Origin of the sequence: Streptomyces narbonensis, assembly GCF_014649015.1 — a bacterium.
Lineage (GTDB): Bacteria > Actinomycetota > Actinomycetes > Streptomycetales > Streptomycetaceae > Streptomyces > Streptomyces narbonensis.
In genome coordinates this window covers 125600-142119 of the sequence record NZ_BMSF01000016.1, presented here as the reverse complement: position 1 = coordinate 142119, position 16520 = coordinate 125600, and the positions used below count along the sequence as shown (strand labels likewise).

Here is a 16520-nt window from a genome sequence, read left to right as displayed (position 1 = left end):
AGGCACGGAAGGAGACGCACCATGGCCAAGTACGTGCGCGCGGCGATAGGGGAGACCTGGGTCCTCTGTCTGATCTGCGACAACGCCACGTTCCGCAAGCGGGAGGTGAAGCTGAACAGCACGGGGATGGAGCTCTTCGACCTGGCGTGGGCGAACGAGTCGGCGACCGGCTTGATCTGCTTGGTGTGCGGACACGTCCATCTGTTCGCGGGCCGCGCCATCCGGCTCTTCCGGGAGAGGGGTTGAGTGGTCGGGAGGCGGGAGATCCGCGTACCGGTCACCGGGCCCTGGGGCGCCGGTGCCCAGGTCTTACGAGAGCTCGGGCCACGGCCGTGGTCGGCGCGTCGGCCGCGCAGACCTGCCGGAGTGGCCGCGCGACCGCCTCGACCTTCGAGGGACAGGAGTCAATTGCGACAGGCTCCTGACCGGCGGAAATAAGTGCACGGTGAACGGACTCGCCTGTTCGGATAACGGTCACGTCACGGCTCCTGGGGTTTTCGTAGATCACCGTGAGTGAGGTGACATGCGTCACGCTGCGGGGGTGGGTTGTCGTGGTAGGAATGCGCAACTCCGCAGGTGGCACCACCCCTCGCCCGTCCTGCGGAGCGCCGGTCACGTACCGGCAGCACGACCGAGGTGATCACGCTCCGAGTCCGCGGACGTCGATTCCCCGGGTCGCCGACCGGACAACGGCGTTCGCTCAAAGACCGCACCCCCACCGGCGCTGCCTCCCGCTCGCCGGTCCTGCGTACTGAGGTCCCCACCGTGTCACTCGATTCCTTCACCCAGTCCGTCGACAAGGCGGTCAGCGGCTTCTTCGAGCCGATAGCCACCTGGCTCGGCGAGATCGTCTTCTACTCCGTGCCCGTCGGCGGCACCCAGCTGCCCCTGATCGTCGCCTGGCTCGTCGTCGCCGGCCTGGTCTTCACCGGCTGGTTCGGCTTCGTCCAGCTGCGCAAGTTCCGGCTCGCCGTGGACGTGGTGCGTGGCAAGTACGACGAGAAGGGATCGGCCGGCGAGGTCAACCACTTCCAGGCGCTGACCGCCGCCGTCTCCGGCACGGTCGGACTCGGCAACATCGCCGGTGTGGCCGTCGCGGTCTCCATCGGCGGCCCGGGCGCCACGTTCTGGATGATCCTCTGCGGCCTGCTCGGCATGGCGACGAAGTTCGTCGAGGTCACCCTCGGTGTGAAGTACCGCGAGGTGCACGCCGACGGCACCGTCTCCGGCGGCCCCATGCACTACCTGCCCAAGGGCCTGGCCGAACGCTTCGGCAAGAACGGCAAGACGCTCGGCAAGGTCCTCGCCGTCCTCGCCTCCTTCATGATCCTGTTCTTCGGTCTCTTCGGCGGCAACCTCTTCCAGGTCAACCAGTCCTACGCGCAGCTCGTCTCCGTCACCGGCGGCGAGGACGGCGCCCTGGGCTCCTCGGCCGGCGCGCTGTTCTTCGGCATCCTGATCGCGGCCCTCGTCGGCATCGTGCTCCTCGGCGGCATCCGCTCCATCGCCTCCGTCACCAGCAAGCTCGTCCCCGCGATGGCCGGCATCTACATCGCCGCCTGCCTCGTCGTCATCGCCGTCAACGCGAGCGCCGTCCCCTCCGCGGTCTCCACGATCATCGAGGGCGCGTTCAACCCCGAGGGCGTCGCCGGCGGTGTCCTGGGCGCGCTGATCATCGGCTTCAAGCGGGCCGCGTTCTCCAACGAGGCCGGTCTGGGCTCCGCCCCGATCGCCCACTCCGCAGTGAAGACCAAGCACCCCGCGAGCGAGGGTCTGGTCGCCCTCCTGGAGCCGTTCATCGACACGGTCGTCATCTGCACCATGACCGCCCTGACCATCGTCATCGCCAACCCCGCGAGCTATGTCGAGCTCCGTAACGGCGGTGAGTCCATCGGCGGCGTCACCATCACCTCCGACGCCTTCGGCACGGTCATGCCCTGGTTCCCGTACATCCTCACCGTCGCGGTGATGCTGTTCGCGATCTCCACGGTGCTGACCTGGGGCTACTACTGCATGAAGGCCTGGACCCACCTCTTCGGCCGCAGCAGGACCAGCGAACTGACCTTCAAGGTCCTCTACACCCTCTTCGCCGTCGCGGGCTCCCTGCTCACCCTGCAGACGCTGATCGACATGGCCGACGCGGTGCTCTTCATGCTCGCCGTCATCAACATCATCGGCCTCTACCTCCTCGCCCCCGTCGTCAAGCGTGAACTGAACACCTTCCTCGCCTTCGTGAAGAAGCGCGACGCCGGCCTCGACATCTCCGACGCCGACCCGGACCAGGAGCCGGTGAAGACCACCGTCTGACCGCCCCCCGGCGGCCCGGCTCCCGAAGGGCCCTGCCCTCACCTCGCGCCTTGGTGAGAAGCAGGGCCCTTCACCCCGTCTCGACAGCTGAGAGACGCCCTGGCGAGGCCCCCCGGCGCCCGATAGGGTGTAAAGAACGCGTCAATGCGATGCGCTGGTGTGCCGGGAAGTCTGGTCGGCGTCCGAGGGGCAGTGTGCCCGCTCGCCAACCGCCCCGGAGGCAATTCCCATGTCCCAGACGCGCCCGCGCAAAGTCGTCCTCGGACTGCTGCCCTGGCCCGAACGCCAAGCGATCAGCGAGGCGCTGCGTACCGAGACGGTCGGCGGTCTCGTCCTCCTCGGCGCCGCTGTCATCGCCCTCATCTGGGCGAACAGCCCCTGGAGTGAGGCATACGCGAGCATCCGCGACTTCCACTTCGGCATACCCGCCCTCGGCCTTGACCTGTCCGTCGGCCACTGGACCGCCGACGGCCTGCTCGCCGTCTTCTTCCTCGTCGCGGGCATCGAGCTGAAACGCGAACTCGTCGTCGGCGAGCTCCGCACCCCCGCGACGGCAGCGTTGCCCGTGGTCGCGGCGTTCTGCGGGATGGCCGTGCCCGCCGCGCTCTACGCACTCACCGCGGCAGCAGGCGGTGGAAGCCTGGACGGCTGGGCGGTGCCGATGGCCACCGACATCGCCTTCGCCCTCGCGGTCCTCGCGGTCATCAGCACCCACCTGCCGTCCGCGCTACGGGCGTTCCTGCTCACCCTCGCGGTCGTCGACGACCTCGGCGCCATCCTGATCATCGCCGTCTTCTTCACCTCCGACCTGAACTTCTGGGCGCTCGGCGGGGCGTTCGCAGGTCTGGCTGCTTTCTACGCCCTCCAGCGCCTCCGCGTGCGCGGCTGGTGGTGGTACGTGCCGCTCGGCCTCGCGATCTGGGCGCTGATGTACAACTCCGGCGTCCACGCCACCGTTGCCGGCGTTGCCATGGGCCTGATCCTGCGCACCACCCGCGACAAGGGCGAGGAGCGCAGTCCGGCGGCCCGCGTCTCGCACCTGGTCCACCCCTTCTCCGCCGGCGTAGCCGTCCCGCTCTTCGCTCTCTTCGCCGCAGGGGTGAGCGTGTCCGGCGCGGCCTTGACCCACGTCTTCACCGACCCGGAACCGCTCGCCGTCCTCATCGGTCTGGTGGCGGGCAAGATCCTCGGCGTCTTCCTCGGCACCTACCTCGCCGCACGCTTCACCCGTGCCCAGCTCAACCCCGACCTCGCCTGGGCCGACGTCCTCGGCCTCGCCGCCCTCGCCGGGATCGGATTCACCGTCTCCCTCCTCATCGGCGAACTCGCCTTCCCGACAGCAGCCGAGGCCGACCACGTCAAGGCCGCCGTCCTCATCGGCTCGCTCGCCGCGGCCGCCCTCGCCGCCGTACTCCTGCGCCGCCGCAACCGCCTCTACAAGCGGCTGTACGAGGAAGAGGAACGCGACGACGACGCCGACGGCATCCCCGACATCTACCAGACAGGTGCTCCGGGAACCGCCCGGTGATCACGACGGACGCACTGACCGCCCTCCTGGGTGCGGCCGTCGTCCTGGCGATCCTGGTCATCCGCACCGCCGTCCAGGAGCTCAGGGAACCGGGAAGCGCCCGACGCGAATGGGCCTGCCTCCGGGACCGGCGTTCCCTGGTCATCGGCACGGCCACGGTCCTGGTCCTCGGAGCCGTGGGGTGGACGTTCACCGGACCGGCAGCTGTCCCCTGGGCCGTCCTCGCGGGTCTCCTCGCCACGCGAATCTCCACGAGCGGAAGGTGACAGGCCGTGTTCCAGATCGTGTGGATCGTGCTGTCCACGGCCATCCTGGTGCCCCTCGGGGTCGCCTTCCTGCGAGGGTGGACGCCACGCTGGTCACCGAGTTCCGACGCGCGTGTCACACGAGCGCGGGGCAACGCCGCCCTCACCCTCTACGTCGGCTCCCTGACCCCTGCGATCCTCAGCCTGGTCGGAGTACCGGGTGACGAACTCCTGCCGCTGCGGATAGTCGGCGGCCCGCTCCTGGTTCTCGCCGCCGTGGTTCTCATGACGTGGGCTTCCTTCGCGGACCGCCGCGACAAGCGGTCCTGACATCGGCGGAATCCGGCTCACCTTGCCGGTGACCGGCAGCTCGCCCGGCCTCGATCCTGCGGTGGAACCCTCTGTCCCTTCGTCCTTCTCCAGCCGAGAGTGCGTTCGTGAACTTTCTTCTCTTCCTGGCGTGCAGCTTCCTCGCCGGCGCGTTGCCGGCCCTCTGGGGTAACTGGCGCGAGAGGTCGCGCGGGCGTGCCTTCGCCTCGGGCAGGGCTGTGGGGGTCCCTGCGGAGTTGGTCTGGCAGGCCGGTGACGGGACCCGGGGCGAGGGCCGGCCCGCACGGGGGGATCTCTGGCTCGTCCACCGCGTCGACGAGCCGATGCGCTTCGTGGCGGAGTCCGCTGTGCTCGCGGTGCCCCGCGGCGGGCGGGTCAGGGATGTCGTTCCCCTGCGTTCGGGCGGGTTCACGCGGCCGTCGTTCGTTCATCGGGACACCGTGGTGTACGAGGTGCCGGGGATGGGGCGCGTACTGGAGATCACCGTGGAACGGCCGTCGACGGGGATCGTGACGAAGGCGCTCAGCGATCCTGGCGACGGCGAGCCCACGCCACGGCGGACCTCGGCCGACGCCCTCCGGTTCTCGCTGCGGAACCACGTACGGATGCCCGGCTTCGCCGCGCTGCTGCTGACCGGCGCGCTCGCCCTGGGGCTCTTCGGCGTGCATACGTTCGGCCTGGGAAGGGACGTCACCGCGGAGGTCACTGGCGTGCGGGATGCCGAGTGCCAGGTGGAGTGGCAGGACCCGTGGGAAGCGAGTCGTACCCGGCACGCGCGAGTGGACTGCTATCAGGGGGAGCAGACGGGAGACGCGTTGCGGATCAGCGCCAGGCCGTGGCCGGTCCGCGGGGAGGCGGCCGATCTGGAGGACTCCTGGTTCATGACGGTCTTCGGGGTGAGCGTCGCGGGGGCGGCCGGCCTTGTCGGCGTCATCGCGGGGACGACGAGCGATGCGCGTCGGCTTCGTCGGCTGCGGAACCATCTCCGGGGCAGTGGCCAGACACGCCGCCAGTCCCCTCGGGGGCTGGTCGTGCCCTGGTGGAGCTGGGCCGCCGGAGTGCTGGGTCTGTCCGGCATCGGTCTGCTGACCTTCGCCTACGTCTTCGGGCAGATCGCGCGGGCGGAGGTCACGGGGACGACCGAGTACGGCTGCGCGGTCGCGTGGGCCGACCCTTGGGACGGGGCACGTCAGACCGCGGAGGTCGACTGCGATCAGGTGGACCGCGGCGACACCCTGGAGGTCAGCGCCCTGTCGTGGCCGCTGCGGGGCGAGGCGTTCGACCGTGACTTCACCCCGGTCGCCCTCGGCTTCGTCACGGCGCTCGGCATCGCCGCCGCTTTGGCAGGTATCGGGATCCACACCCGCCGCGCACGCGCCGGCGTCCCCCTCACGGCCGTGGCCCTTCCCACTCAGATGCCGCCTGCCGCCGCGCCGGAGAAGCCCTCGGCGGGAGACCCGGCCGAGGCCGGCGACGTGCTCGACAGGTCCCACCTGACGGCCGTGTCCCGGCTCCTCCACGCGAGATCCGCCTTCGCCCCCGGCGTCAGGGAGCGGCGCCCCGAACCCGACCCGAGCACCGGCCCGTGGTGGCGATCGCCGGTGCTCCGTCGCATCACCCTGGCCTCTGGCATCGCCTGGGGCGCCCTCATCGTGCTCGCCCTCACCTGCCTGCTGTCGGGATGGTGGTGGGTGACGGCCGTCCGCCTCTCCACGGACCGACCGGTGACAGCGATTGCCACCGTCGAGCTGCTGTACGACGAACTTCCCCTGGAGCCCTGGCTGCTGCCCTCGGAGGCGGAGATGAGCTTCGTCACCGCGGACGGCCGCCGCATCGTGACCGACGTAGTCGTCGCCGACCCCGCCCCTGCCGAAGGCGACACGGTCGGGATCGAATACGCCGCCGGCCTACCTTCCGCCGCGCGCATCCCGGGGGATCCCGGCTCCAGACGCGGCCTGTGGGTGAGCGGGACGGTCGCGGCGCTGGCGATCGGCCGCCTGGCCTGGTGCGCGGCCCGCACCGGCTGGACCCTGCGCCGCGTGCTGCGCGCCGCCCGGTCGCCTGAAGCACGCACTCTCGATTACCTGGTCCTGCCGGGCGGTGAGGAGCCGGCCTCCGAGGCACCCAAGCTGGTCCTCTTCGAGTCCGGGGCCGACCGGCCGATCGCACTCATGGACGTCGAACCGGGCACGGTACACCTGCCCCACCAAGGCACCACCCAGCTGCGGAGCACCGCCGAAGACCCTGCCGCGGCCGTGGCCTTCGTCGAGGGACGGCCCGTGTGGCCGATGAATCCTCTGACGGACCTCACCGACGAGGAGGAACGCGAGGCGTTCACCCAGTACGTGACCGACCTTGTTCCCCCGGGTGTCACACTCGGCACCCCCAACACCACGGACTACCGGCTGGAACGTCCCGCGGACAGATAGCGCTCCAGACCCATCCTGCGCACCATCACCGCCGGCTGACCATGCGCGCGGACGATGGCGAACCGCGTCCCCTGGCCGCGCGCCCCACGCGCGGCCAGGAACAGCGGCAACACGGCCTCCGGCGACAGATGAGTGACGCGGGAGAAGTCCACCTCAAGCACGCTCGGCCTGCCACGCAGCGCCGAGCGGAGCACACGGCTGGTGTGCTCCACGGATGCGGTGCCGAGATCGCCCTTCAAGCGGACCACCGACCTCTCCCGGCGGGGATACAGCACACGCAGCAAGGTACGCGCGCCGCGTCTGAGCGGGCCGGTAGGTGAGAACAGAGGCGGCATCAACGGCTCCGGGGCAGGCGGAATCCTCTGCCGACCAGACTTCCCGGCGCACCTGAGGGGCAGACTACGCGCGGACCAACCCCCCCTGCCCGATGGCGCAATCAGGCATTCGGGCGGTGTCACGACGGCACAGCGTCAGGCCACGTGTACATGCCGACTCTCGGCAATCTCACTGCGCTCCGACTGCCCATCAAGGACCTGTCAATGCCGCGTATGGAACCTGTAAGGTCCGTTGCGGAGTGCCGGGAAGTCTGGTCGGCGAACAAGGGACACGTGTCTTTCTGCCGATCGGGGATTTCTGTCATGGTGCTCGTCGCCGTCTTCGGGGCCGCGCTGCTCGTCGCGGTCCTGCTGTCCGGGCTCGCAGCCCGCACCGTCCTGTCGACCTCGCTGCTCTTCCTCCTCGGCGGGGCGCTCGTCAGCGACGGGTTCCTCGGCCTGATCCACATCTCACCGCAGAGCGAGATCGTGTCGGTCACCGCCGACCTCGCCCTGTTCGCCGTGCTGTTCACCGACGGCATGCACGTGTCCTTCGCCAAGCTGCGGGCCAACTGGCGCAACCCCGCCCGCGCTCTCGGTCTCGGTATGCCGCTCGCATGCGTCGGCATGGCGCTGATCACGCACTACCTGGTCGGCCTGGACTGGACGACGTCGTTCCTCGTCGGCGCGGTCCTCGCGCCGACCGACCCGGTCTTCGCCTCCGCCATCGTGGGCCGCAAGGAAGTCCCGTCCCGGCTGCGCGAGCTGCTGAACGTCGAGAGCGGCATCAACGACGGACTCGCGCTGCCGGTGGTCCTGATCCTCATCGCCGCCGCCGGACCGACCGCGGCAGGCGCCGAGGCGTCGTACGGGAACATCGCCCTGGAACTCGGCCTCGGCCTCGCCTTCGGCGCCCTGCTCCCGCTGCTCGTCACCGGGCTCGTACGGTTCCGGCTGCTGGGCGCCGAGCCCAAGCTCCAGCCGCTGCTGCCGCTGGCCACCGGGATCATCCTTTACGCCGCCTGCCACCTCACCCACGCCAACCCCTACCTCGCCGCGTTCTCCGCCGGCGCCGTCCTCACGGCCGTCTCCCCGGAGTCCCACAAGGCGTTCGAGCCCCTGGGCGAGTCGCTCGCCGAACTCGCCAAGTTCGCCGCCCTCCTCGTCTTCGGTGCCCTCCTCACCCCGCAGCTCTTCGGAGACCTGTCCCTCGGCGGCTACGTCGCCGTGGTCCTGGCGATCGTCCTCATCCGGCCCGCGTCCCTGCTTCTCTCCCTGTGGGGCACCCGTATCGACCGTCGGGAGAAGCTCGTCGCCGCCTGGTTCGGCCCCAAGGGGTTCGCCTCCGTCGTCTACGGCCTCCTCGTCCTCCAGGCCGGAATCCCGCAGGGCCAGGAGGCGTACACCCTGATCGCGGTGTGCATCGCCTTCTCGATCGTCGCCCACAGCAGCACCGATGTACCCATCGCCCGCCTCTTCCACGTCGACGACCTCGTCGACACCGGCTCCGCACCCCAGACGCACACCGACGGCACCTTGACGAGCAAGGCACTTCCCCATGCGCGCACGTGACCTGACCTGGCCCTGCACCCCGGTCCGCCTGGACACCACCCTGCGCGAAGCAGCCGAACTCCTGGTCCGCGAACGTGCCCCGGCACTCGTCGTCGTGAGCGAGGACGGACACCCCTTGGCCCTCGTCCCCGCAACACGAGTCCTGGCGGCGGCCCTGCCCGACGCCGTACGGGACGACCCGCTCCTCGCCGCCGTCGTGGGCGAGTCGCTCGACGCCGACGTCCGCGCACGCGCCGCCTCGCTCCGCCTTGCCGACGTACTGCCCAAGCGCCTGCCCGCGCCGGCCGTCGTCAGCCCCGACGCCTCACCGGTCCAGATGGCCTCGCTCATGGAACGTGCCGGCCGCCCTGTCGTCCTGGTCGTCGACTACGACGGGGACAAGCCCCACCTGCTCGGCACCGTCGACGCGGCCACCCTGCTCCAGCACTACCTCTGACCAGCGCACCCGCTCTGCACTCAACGGTGCGACGACCGGAATGTCCGCCCCTCATGAAAGGAGCCGCAGGCGATGAACCGTGACGAGCCCGTCCCGATGCCCGTCGGGAACTCACCGACCAGGTCAGTTGCCTCCTCGCTCGCATGGCTTTCCACCACGCCTGGCTCCAGATCGAGGCATCCGCGGTCGCCGAGCCCTACGGCCGCTCGTTCCGAGGCCGGCATGCACATGAGCGAAGCATGGATGCAGCCACCTATCCAGAATGACGACGGCATGAACCTGGGGCAGGCGTACTCCCGAGAGCGCTCCGTCGCCGCGCGCGCCGCGTGCATCAAAGCCATGAAGTCCAGCCTCTAACGGTGCCTTTCTGTCGCTGGTACGTTCAAGAAAGCTGTTTCTGGCAGCTGCGGAGATGGTCCCTTAATGGATCTTCTGTTGTTCCAGCCACCTGCATACCTCGGCCCTCTTGTACAGGACCTTGGCGTTCCTGCCCCGGCCGAGCTTGTACCCCTTGAGGCCTAGTTTCGATGCTTCCCGGTAGACCCAGCTGGTGGACATGCTGAGCATGGCGGCCACTTCGGAAGTTTCCATGAGGACAGGCTCGACGGGCTGGCGCCTGCGTGATCGGTTGTTGTCAGTGCGGCCTTCGGTGGAGTGTGGCTGCGGTTCCATGGGCAAGAGGGCTCCTTGAGGCTGGCCCGAGGCTGATCGCTGGGTGGGGCTGCGCTCTGCTCTGGCCGGATTTCGAAGATCCTTGACGCCCGCCGCGGGTCGTTCCGAAGGGTCACCGGTCGGGCTGAGGCCATGGTCATGAGAATCGTTGGCTTTGCTGAGCCGTGACTCGCTGCTACGTCGCCACGCCGCGTCGAGCCCCGTCATGCTCAGGAGGCCTTCCCCGTGGAAGTAGGCAGGCATGGACCCGCTGGCAGTTCGTCGGAGTGACGGTGATCACGGATACGCGCGGGGGAGTGCTGCGTAGGCTTGCGAAGTCGTCTCGGTGGCGTTCTGGAGGGCGGCGACACCTTCCGCAGCTACCTGATGATGCGTCAGGAAAGTCAGCAAGTGGTCAGCATGAGTCCTGAAAAACCTGGGGACAGCTGCCCGAACCTGCGACTCGTTATAGGGTGTGGAAACAGCCCTTGACCTGCAAAAACGCAGGCAGGGAGCCTATGTCCAGGAGTGCCTCGATGATACGTACAATGTTCAAGTCCAAGATCCACCGGGCCACCGTGACCCAGGCCGATCTCCACTACGTCGGGTCGGTCACCGTCGACGTCGAGTTGATGGAGGCGGCCGATCTTCTGCCCGGTGAGCTCGTGCACATCGTCGACATCGACAACGGGGCCCGGCTGGAGACCTACGTCATCGAGGGCGAGCGCGGCTCCGGGGTCATCGGGATCAACGGCGCCGCCGCGCACCTCGTGCACCCCGGCGACCTCGTGATCCTCATCAGTTACGCCCAGGTCGAGGACGCCGAAGCGCGCTCGTTCACGCCCCGCGTCGTGCACGTCGACGCGGACAACCGCATCGTGGAGCTCGGGGAGGACGCCTCCGCGCCCGTTCCCGGGAGTGACACGGTCCGCGCCCCGCACGCCGTGCCCGCACAGGTCTGAGCCGAGGGAGAAGCACCGCATGGCCGAGCTGAAGATCCGCGACGACCGGTCGAAGGGGCGCCTGGAGGCGTTCGAGGGGGACACCTACGTCGGTGTCGTCGTCTACTTCGTCCTCGATGCCGAACCCCACGCCCTCGTGGCGGTCCACACCATCGTCGAGGACGGGCACGAGGGCAAGGGCATCGCCGGAGCGCTCGTGCGCGAGTTCTACACGATCGCCGCCGGCGAGGGCGTGCCCGTCGTGCCGCTCTGCCCGTACGCCGCCAAGTGGGCCGAGCGCCATCCGGACGAGGCCCCCGTTCCCCCGGCGGACGTCACCCGCGCCGCGAAGCTCCAGCTCAAGGCCACGCCCGAGCTCTGGTGACCCCCGAAAGAGGGGATCCGGCGGGCGCGAGCCCGTCCGCCGGGTCACCCTGGGGAGGGAGGATCCCGACGACCGAGAGGTCCGTGATGACGCACCCCTTCCCCGACCCGCAGCCCTCGCCCGTACCGCCCCCCGTGCCCTCCCCGCCGCCGGTACCCCCGCCCAACCCCGTACCGGCGCCCCCGGACCCCGTGCCCAGCCCGGTGCCCGAACCCGGCGGACCCGTTCCGGAACCAGAGCCTCAGCCCCAGCCGGGCCCCGCCGGGCACCGCCCGCCGTCAACGGCAAGGTGACAGAAGGGGCTTGAGGTTCCGCCCGCGCCCTTGTCACGGAGCGTGCGCCACCCCTAACTTGGACGGCTGTCGCTGTGTTCCAAGGGGGGCCCATGGCCGTACGCGGACGTCACCGCCGCCACCAGCCGAGCCGGATCAACCGTGCCTCGCTCACCGTCACCGCCGGAGGCGCCGGCATGGCGCTCCCGCTGATCGGCGCGGGAGCCGTGCAGGCCGCCTCGCTGGACGTCTGGGAGAAGGTCGCGGCCTGCGAATCCTCCTCCAGCTGGCACATCAACACCGGGAACGGCTACTTCGGCGGCCTCCAGTTCAGCCAGTCAACCTGGGAGAGCTACGGCGGCACGCACTTCGCGCCGCGCGCCGACCTCGCCTCCAAGGACCAGCAGATCGCGATCGCCGAGCGCGTCCTCAAGGGCCAGGGGCCCGGCGCCTGGCCCTCGTGCGGGCCGCGCGCCGGCCTCGCCCTGGGCGGTGAGGCCCCTGCCATCACGGCGAAGAGCTCGTCCACCGGCGCGAACGCGCCACGGACCGCCTCCCTGCCGGGCCAGCGCGCCTTACCCGAGAAGGCTCCCACCCGACGTGCCGATCCCACCACCGTGCCGACGATCCGCGAGATGTACACGGTCACGCCCGGCGACTCCCTCTCGAAGATCGCCCGCGAGGAGCGCGTCCAGGGCGGCTGGAAGCGGCTGTACGAGTCGAACCGGCCGGTCATCGGCGACGACCCCGACCTGATCCACCCCGGCCAGCGGCTCACCCTGCGCATCGCCGCACCGAAGAAGCCGGCGGCCGAGCCGACCAAGGCCGCCGAGGCGCCTCCGCGCGTCGCGCAGGCCGCCAAGCCGCCGGTGAAGGCCGCCCCTTCGAAGCGCCCGGTCGTGAAGGCGCCTCCCGTGAAGACTCCCGCGGCGAAGGCCCCGGCCACCAAGGCCCCGGCCACCAAACCTCCGGCCTCCCGGAGCACGGCCGTCCCCGAAGCCGCGCCCAAGCCGGTCACCAAGCCTCCCGCCAAGCCCGCGGCCAAACCGCCCGCCAAGACCAAGGCCAAGCCCGTCAGCCGGCCCGCGTCCAAGCCACGGCCCGCCGCCGCGCCGGACAAGGACCGGTACTCCGCTCCCATCGCCGCCGGCATCGGCACCAGCTACGGCACCCGCGGCTCCTCCTGGTCCAGCGGCTACCACACCGGAGTCGACTTCCCCGTCCCCACCGGCACCTCCGTCAAGGCCGTCGCCGACGCGCGGGTCGTCTCCGCGGGCTGGGGCGGCGCGTACGGCTACCAGGTCGTCCTGCGCCACGAGGACGGCCGCTACAGCCAGTACGCGCACCTCTCCGCGCTCGCCGTCCGCGAGGGGCAGCGGGTCCAGGGCGGCCAGCGCATCGGACGCTCAGGGTCGACCGGCAACAGCTCGGGACCGCATCTCCACTTCGAGGTGCGGACGGGTCCCGGGTACGGCTCCGACATCGATCCGCTGGCCTACCTCAGGGCGCGGGGCGTCTCCATCTGACGGCGACTTCGAAGTTGAAGGCGAGGTCGGCGCCGGCGTCTGCGCCGAGGAGCGCGGCGGGGCCGACCTCGCCTTCAACTTCCTCGGCGCCGGCGTCTGCGCCTGCGCCGAGGAGCGCGGCGGGGCCGATGACTCCGGATCCGACACCGGCAGGGTCTCCGGCGGGACCGTCATGCGGTCGAGGGTGAGCTGGACCAGCCCGCCGGCCGCTACCGCGCCGCAGATCAGCGCGGCGACGGTGCCCGCCGTGCCGTAGCGGAAGCTCTCGCCGAAGAGCGTGAGGCCCACGGCCGCCGCGACCACCGGGTTCACCACGGTGACCGTGGCGAGCGGGGCTGCCAGCCCCGCGCCCCGGTACGAGGCCTGCGAGAGGAGCAGTCCGGTCACGGCGAGCGCCGAGAGCACGAGCAGGCCCGTCCATTCGGCGAGGGGCGCACCGGAGGTCCACTCCTCGGCCACGGACTTGGTGAAGACCGAGGCCATGCCGAAGGAGACGCCGGCCGCGGCGGCCAGGATCACGCTGCGCAGCACGGACCGGCCCACCAGGTGCGCCGCCGTGAACAGGACGGCCACCACGACGGCCGTGCCGGCCGCGAGCAGCCACCGCTCCCCGTCGGCGAGCGACTGCGCGTCGGAGCCGTTCGTCAGGCTCAGCAGGCCGGCGAGGCCGACCGCGGCCATGAGGGCGCCCCGCCAGGCCCGCCGCCCCGCCTTGCGGCCGACGAAGAGGGCAGCCATGGGCAGTGCGAAGACGATCGTGAGCGCGCCCAGCGGCTGGACCAGGCTCAGCGGACCGTAAGCGAGCGCGGCCACGTGCAGGGTCGCGCCGAGACCGTTGAGCAGGACGGACACCCACCACGCCGGGCTGCGCAGCGGCGCGTAGCGCGGACCGGCGGCGGAGGCCGCGACCCGCTCCTGCACGATCGCGGCGGCAGCGTAGGCGACCGCCGAGACCAGGGACAGGAGCACGGACAGCAGGAGTGGGCTCATACCTTCCACGATCTCTCTTCCGGGCGGATTCGGCGTCGTACCAGGGAACGCTTCGAGTGGTACCGCCGTCGCAGTACACGGCGTGCGCGTACGACCGGAGATGTACGCACCCGCAGGTCGGAAGGGGTGGAACGGGATCATTCCGGCACCCGGTTCTCGGTGCGGAAGAATCATGGACGGGCGGGCAGGACCCGCCCCCGGGACACCGGGACACGGGTACACCGGGACACGAAGACGAGGAAGCCGGGGGCAGACGCGTGGGAGCAGAGCTGGATCTCGTCGAGAGCGGATCCGTGGGCGGATTCTTCGCGCTGCGGACCGCCGCGCCGGGGGCCGGAGGGGAGCACCGGCCGCTCGCCCTGGTGTACGCGGGGGAGGACGGGCCCCTCTCCGCGCGCGTGGACCGGGTCGCCGCCCGGCTGAGGGCCCCCGAGCGGCGGGTCGGGGCCTCCGTCGCCCACCTCGGGCTCGCGGCCAGGCTCTGGTCGACCGCGCTCGGGCCGGCCGCGCTGTACGGCGCCTTCCCCGGCCTCGCCCCCGGCGAGCTGCACTGGGACGGGGCCCTGACCTCACCCGACGACCTGTGGTGGTCCGGTTCGGAGACCCGTCCCGGCACCGTCGACGCCCTCCGCGAGGCCGTCCTGGAGGCCCACCTCGTCCCGCTGCACGCTGCGCTGCGCCGCGACGGCCGGATCTCGCCCCGGCTCCTCTGGGGGAACGCCGGCTCCGCCCTCGCCGGAGCCCTGCGTGAGCTGACCCGCTGGGCGCGCGCCAGGGACCGGCCGGAGGTCGCCGAGCGGGCCGCCGTCCTCGTCTCCGGGCTCCTCGACCACCCGGACCTCGCCGGCACGGTCCGCGGCTCCCGGCTGCGCCGCTCCAGCTGCTGCCTCTACTACCGGTGTCCCGGCGGCGGACTGTGCGGGGACTGTGTCTTCGACCACGCCCCCCGAACGGGTTTGGAGGGGCGGCCCCCCGCTCCGTAAAGTTGGGTCTTTGAAAGCCCGCGAACGGCGACGTACGAGCGAACGAGGATCCCGAAGGCCATGACGGTGACCGAAGAAACCCAGGACTACGGGCCGGGCGTCGACCCCGAGCGCCTGGCCGTCTGCCTGAGCGTCCTCGACGAGCTCGACACGCTGGACGTCGACCACCCGGACGCGATCATGGTCCGGCGCGCCACCGCCGGCATCTACCGGACCGTGAAGCAGCGCCGCCGCCAGGAGCGCCGGGCCGCCAAGACCGCCAACGACAAGGCGGTCACCGAGGCCACGGCCACCGGCTCCGCGCAGCGCATCGACGACGAGACCGAGGGCATCCTGCCCTCCTCGATCACGGAGGAGGGGCGGATCGCGGGGATACTCCAGCGTCCGCGCTCCTGCTACGTCTGCAAGACGCGCTTCGTCGAGGTCGACTACTTCTACCACCAGCTCTGCCAGCCGTGCGCGACGCTCAACCGGGCCAAGCGCGAGGCGAGCGCGGACCTCACCGGCAAGCGCGCGCTGCTCACCGGCGGCCGGGCCAAGATCGGCATGTACATCGCGCTGCGGCTGCTCCGCGACGGTGCCCACACGACGATCACCACCCGCTTCCCGAAGGACGCCATCCGCCGCTTCAAGGCCATGGACGACTCCGCGGACTGGATGCACCGCCTGGAGGTCGTCGGCATCGACCTGCGCGACCCGGCGCAGGCCGTGGCCCTCGCCGACCAGATGGCCGAGGCGGGGCCCCTGGACATCCTCATCAACAACGCGACGCAGACCGTGCGCCGCCTGCCCTCCGCCTACGCCGCCCTGGTCGACGGCGAGAACGCCCCGCTGCCCGCGGGCGAGCTCCCCGCCCACCACGTCATCGGCGCCTTCAACTCCGGCGCGGTCGGCGAGCTCGTCGGCGGCTCGTCGCTGCCCGCGGGCGTGCGCGGCCTGGAGGCCCAGCAGGTCGCGGACCTCGCGCTCGTCGCGGGCAACGCCACCATCGCCAAGCACCTCGACGGCACCGCGATCGACGCCGGCGGCCTGGTTCCGGACGTTGTCGAGAGCAACACGTGGGTGCAGAGCATCGAGCAGATCTCCCCGGTGGAGCTCCTGGAGACCCAGCTCTGCAACTACACGGCGCCGTTCATCCTGATCAGCAAGCTCCGCCCGGCGATGGCCGAGGCCGCCAAGAAGGCGGCCAGCGGGCGCGCCTACGTCGTCAACGTCTCGGCGATGGAGGGCGTATTCAGCCGCGGATACAAGGGCGCCGGGCACCCGAACACCAACGCGGCGAAGGCCGCGATGAACATGGTGACGCGGACCAGCGGCCAGGAGATGTTCCAGACCGACGGCATCCTCATGACCTCGGTCGACACCGGCTGGATCACCGACGAGCGTCCGCACTTCGACAAGCTGCGCCTGGCCGAGGAGGGCTTCCACGCCCCGCTCGACCTGGTCGACGGCGCCGCCCGGGTCTACGACCCGGTCGTGCGCGGCGAGGCCGGCGAGGACCTCTACGGCTGCTTCCTGAAGGACTACGCCCCCGCCAACTGGTAGGCGGCGGCTCCCGCCCCCGGCCGTTCCTCGGCCCTGGGCGGCTCCCGCCCCCGGCCGTTCCTCGGC

General features: G+C 70.8%; 15 protein-coding genes. 13 read left to right on the top strand and 2 right to left on the bottom strand.

Annotated elements, in window-relative coordinates; translation table 11 throughout:
- Positions 1-21: 21 nt before the first annotated feature.
- The 6 genes from IE124_RS27195 to IE124_RS27170 all read left to right on the top strand — a co-directional run bounded on the left by IE124_RS27195 (position 22) and on the right by IE124_RS27170 (position 6839).
- Positions 22-246 carry a hypothetical protein gene (locus tag IE124_RS27195; RefSeq protein ID WP_189511335.1) on the top strand — a complete coding sequence of 75 codons (225 nt, stop codon included), beginning with the start codon at positions 22-24 and terminating at the stop codon, positions 244-246.
- Positions 247-765: 519 nt separating this feature from the next.
- A complete protein-coding gene (locus tag IE124_RS27190) occupies positions 766-2307 on the top strand; it encodes an alanine/glycine:cation symporter family protein (protein WP_189511332.1) in 1542 nt (513 codons plus the stop codon).
- Positions 2308-2536: 229 nt separating this feature from the next.
- On the top strand, positions 2537-3835 hold the full coding sequence (gene nhaA, locus IE124_RS27185; RefSeq protein WP_189511331.1) for a Na+/H+ antiporter NhaA: 1299 nt from the start codon (positions 2537-2539) through the stop codon (positions 3833-3835).
- Positions 3832-4101: a hypothetical protein gene (locus IE124_RS27180; RefSeq protein WP_229832914.1), complete on the top strand. Its 270-nt coding sequence runs from the start codon at positions 3832-3834 to the stop codon at positions 4099-4101. Before nhaA ends, IE124_RS27180 begins: the two co-directional genes overlap by 4 nt.
- 6 nt (positions 4102-4107) lie before the next feature.
- Positions 4108-4410, top strand: a complete 303-nt coding sequence (locus tag IE124_RS27175) for a hypothetical protein (protein ID WP_189511329.1) — start codon at positions 4108-4110, stop codon at positions 4408-4410.
- A 107-nt stretch (positions 4411-4517) separates the two neighbouring features.
- A complete protein-coding gene (locus tag IE124_RS27170; RefSeq protein WP_189511327.1) occupies positions 4518-6839 on the top strand; it encodes a hypothetical protein in 2322 nt (773 codons plus the stop codon).
- Here IE124_RS27170 and IE124_RS27165 read toward each other — a convergent pair.
- Entirely contained in the window at positions 6809-7114 is a 306-nt protein-coding gene (locus IE124_RS27165; RefSeq protein ID WP_189511325.1) for an STAS domain-containing protein, read from the bottom strand. The two genes, IE124_RS27170 and IE124_RS27165, sit on opposite strands and share 31 nt — an antisense overlap.
- Positions 7115-7477: 363 nt before the next feature.
- On the opposite strand from IE124_RS27165, the gene IE124_RS27160 reads away from it, so the two are divergent.
- From IE124_RS27160 to IE124_RS27140, 5 genes are all read left to right on the top strand, one after another.
- Complete coding sequence (locus tag IE124_RS27160; RefSeq protein WP_189511323.1) at positions 7478-8725, top strand: cation:proton antiporter; 1248 nt, start codon at positions 7478-7480, stop codon at positions 8723-8725.
- On the top strand, positions 8712-9161 hold the full coding sequence (locus tag IE124_RS27155) for a CBS domain-containing protein (RefSeq protein WP_189511321.1): 450 nt from the start codon (positions 8712-8714) through the stop codon (positions 9159-9161). Before IE124_RS27160 ends, IE124_RS27155 begins: the two co-directional genes overlap by 14 nt.
- A gap of 1187 nt (positions 9162-10348) precedes the next feature.
- Positions 10349-10774: an aspartate 1-decarboxylase gene (gene panD, locus IE124_RS27150; protein ID WP_189511313.1), complete on the top strand. Its 426-nt coding sequence runs from the start codon at positions 10349-10351 to the stop codon at positions 10772-10774.
- Between the two features lie 19 nt (positions 10775-10793).
- Positions 10794-11138: a GNAT family N-acetyltransferase gene (locus IE124_RS27145; RefSeq protein ID WP_189511312.1), complete on the top strand. Its 345-nt coding sequence runs from the start codon at positions 10794-10796 to the stop codon at positions 11136-11138.
- A 385-nt stretch (positions 11139-11523) separates the two neighbouring features.
- On the top strand, positions 11524-12936 hold the full coding sequence (locus IE124_RS27140) for a transglycosylase family protein (RefSeq protein WP_189511310.1): 1413 nt from the start codon (positions 11524-11526) through the stop codon (positions 12934-12936).
- Here the strand turns inward: IE124_RS27140 and IE124_RS27135 are convergent.
- Positions 12817-13926, bottom strand: coding sequence for a DMT family transporter (locus IE124_RS27135; protein WP_189511308.1), 1110 nt, complete (start codon positions 13924-13926; stop codon positions 12817-12819). The genes IE124_RS27140 and IE124_RS27135 overlap by 120 nt on opposite strands.
- A 269-nt stretch (positions 13927-14195) precedes the next feature.
- On the opposite strand from IE124_RS27135, the gene IE124_RS27130 reads away from it, so the two are divergent.
- On the top strand, positions 14196-14909 hold the full coding sequence (locus IE124_RS27130) for a (2Fe-2S)-binding protein (RefSeq protein ID WP_189511379.1): 714 nt from the start codon (positions 14196-14198) through the stop codon (positions 14907-14909).
- 60 nt (positions 14910-14969) lie between these two features.
- Positions 14970-16454 (top strand): SDR family NAD(P)-dependent oxidoreductase, encoded by a 1485-nt coding sequence (locus tag IE124_RS27125; RefSeq protein ID WP_189511306.1) that lies wholly within the window; start codon positions 14970-14972, stop codon positions 16452-16454.
- Positions 16455-16520 lie beyond the last annotated feature (66 nt).

Bases quoted from the DNA above. Each gene is read 5' to 3' on its own strand.
- IE124_RS27195 (WP_189511335.1), top strand. From the start codon at position 22: ATGGCCAAGTACGTGCGCGCGGCGATAGGGGAGACCTGGGTCCTCTGT.
- nhaA (WP_189511331.1), top strand. From the start codon at position 2,537: ATGTCCCAGACGCGCCCGCGCAAAGTCGTCCTCGGACTGCTGCCCTGG.
- IE124_RS27160 (WP_189511323.1), top strand. From the start codon at position 7,478: ATGGTGCTCGTCGCCGTCTTCGGGGCCGCGCTGCTCGTCGCGGTCCTG.
- IE124_RS27155 (WP_189511321.1), top strand. From the start codon at position 8,712: ATGCGCGCACGTGACCTGACCTGGCCCTGCACCCCGGTCCGCCTGGAC.
- panD (WP_189511313.1), top strand. From the start codon at position 10,349: ATGATACGTACAATGTTCAAGTCCAAGATCCACCGGGCCACCGTGACC.
- IE124_RS27145 (WP_189511312.1), top strand. From the start codon at position 10,794: ATGGCCGAGCTGAAGATCCGCGACGACCGGTCGAAGGGGCGCCTGGAG.
- IE124_RS27140 (WP_189511310.1), top strand. From the start codon at position 11,524: ATGGCCGTACGCGGACGTCACCGCCGCCACCAGCCGAGCCGGATCAAC.
- IE124_RS27135 (WP_189511308.1), bottom strand. From the start codon at position 13,926: ATGAGCCCACTCCTGCTGTCCGTGCTCCTGTCCCTGGTCTCGGCGGTC.
- IE124_RS27125 (WP_189511306.1), top strand. From the start codon at position 14,970: ATGACGGTGACCGAAGAAACCCAGGACTACGGGCCGGGCGTCGACCCC.